We start from the raw sequence: 1,445 nt of genomic DNA on the forward strand, positions 1-1,445 counted from the left end.
AGGTTCGACAGGCGTCCATTACTTCATCAACATCGCTGGTGGCGGCATCATGACAGAACTGTCGTACGAAGTGCCTTCGAAGCTGAAGACGGCACTTGGACAGCTCGCGTACTATGTCAAAGGGATGGAGAAACTTCCGCAAATCCGACCAACATATGTCGAACTGGAGCATGAAAAGGGTATATTCAAAGGAGAAGTCATGCTGTTCTTGACATCCAATACGAACTCTGTCGGCGGATTCGAGAAGTTGTCACCGAACGCGTCACTTAACGATGGGCGATTTGATCTCTTCATCCTGAAGAAATGTAATCTCGTCGAATTGATTCGTGTCATGCGTCTTGCTTTAAAAGGGGATCATTTCTCGGACCCTTGCATCGAGCATGTCACGACCTCATTCGTCCGCATGAAGAATACATCAGAGATGAGTTTGAACATTGATGGTGAGTTTGGCGGCATCTGCGAAGGCGAGATGACGAATCTTCGCTCTCATTTCGAAGTCATGACACCAAAGTTCCGGATCGAAGAGATGGAACAAATCAATACACAACTTCAAGAAGCAGAAACGAACCTCGCGTGAAGCGAGGTTTTTAAGGAGGATATTCATGATTCCAGTACAAAAGAACGATGAACACGTCGTTGAGATCGTCGACCTGACACATGAAGGGTCAGGGGTCGCGCGCATCGATGGATATACGGTCTTCATCCCGGGTGCATTGCCAACGGAACAGGTCAAGATCAAGATCACGAAAACGACGAAGTCTTACGGATTCGGTCGCATCATCCGTCAAAAGACGAAGAGTGCCGATCGTGTCGAGCCACCTTGCCCGGTTTACAACCAGTGTGGCGGTTGCCAATTGCAACATTTGTCATACGACGCAGAACTCAAGTTCAAGCACAACCGCGTTCGTGACGCTTTCGCGCGCCTAGCAGGCCTTGAGATTCCGGTCCACGAGACGATGGGTATGGAAGATCCATGGGGTTACCGCAACAAGGCACAAGTACCAGTCGCGTTCCAATCAAACAAATTGATGGCTGGCTTCTATCAAAAACGAAGCCACCGGATCATCGATATGGACTACTGCTTGATCCAAAACAAAGAAAACGATGAAGCTGTCCAAGCGGTTCGTAAAGTCCTCGCTGACTTAAAAGTCCCAGCATACGACGAGAAGAAAAAAGCAGGTGTCATTCGTCATATCATGGCACGTCATGGTTATCATACGAACGAGTTGATGGTCGTTCTCGTCACGAAGGTCAAACAACTTCGCGGTATCGATAAAATCGTCGAAGGAATCTTAAAGGCGTTACCGAACGTCACTTCGATCCAGCACAACATCAACCCGGATGATACGAACGTCATTCTTGGGAAAAAGAACGTCGTCTTGTACGGACCGTCCGTCATTCGCGATCAAATCGCTGGTTTGACGTATGAGATCTCTCCGCATTCG

2 protein-coding genes are annotated in these 1,445 nt (G+C 48.3%); both read left to right on the forward strand.

What is annotated here, in order from left to right; all coding sequences use genetic code 11:
- The coding region (locus tag B4F99_RS08405) for a YegS/Rv2252/BmrU family lipid kinase (RefSeq protein WP_290756763.1) at positions 1-577 on the forward strand (577 nt) is incomplete at its 5' end.
- A 25-nt stretch (positions 578-602) separates the two neighbouring features.
- Positions 603-1,445 (forward strand): 23S rRNA (uracil(1939)-C(5))-methyltransferase RlmD (gene rlmD, locus B4F99_RS08410; RefSeq protein WP_290756766.1); only part of this gene is annotated, 843 nt, incomplete at its 3' end.

The organism is Exiguobacterium sp. UBA3491, from assembly GCF_002377745.1.
Classification (GTDB): domain Bacteria; phylum Bacillota; class Bacilli; order Exiguobacteriales; family Exiguobacteriaceae; genus Exiguobacterium_A.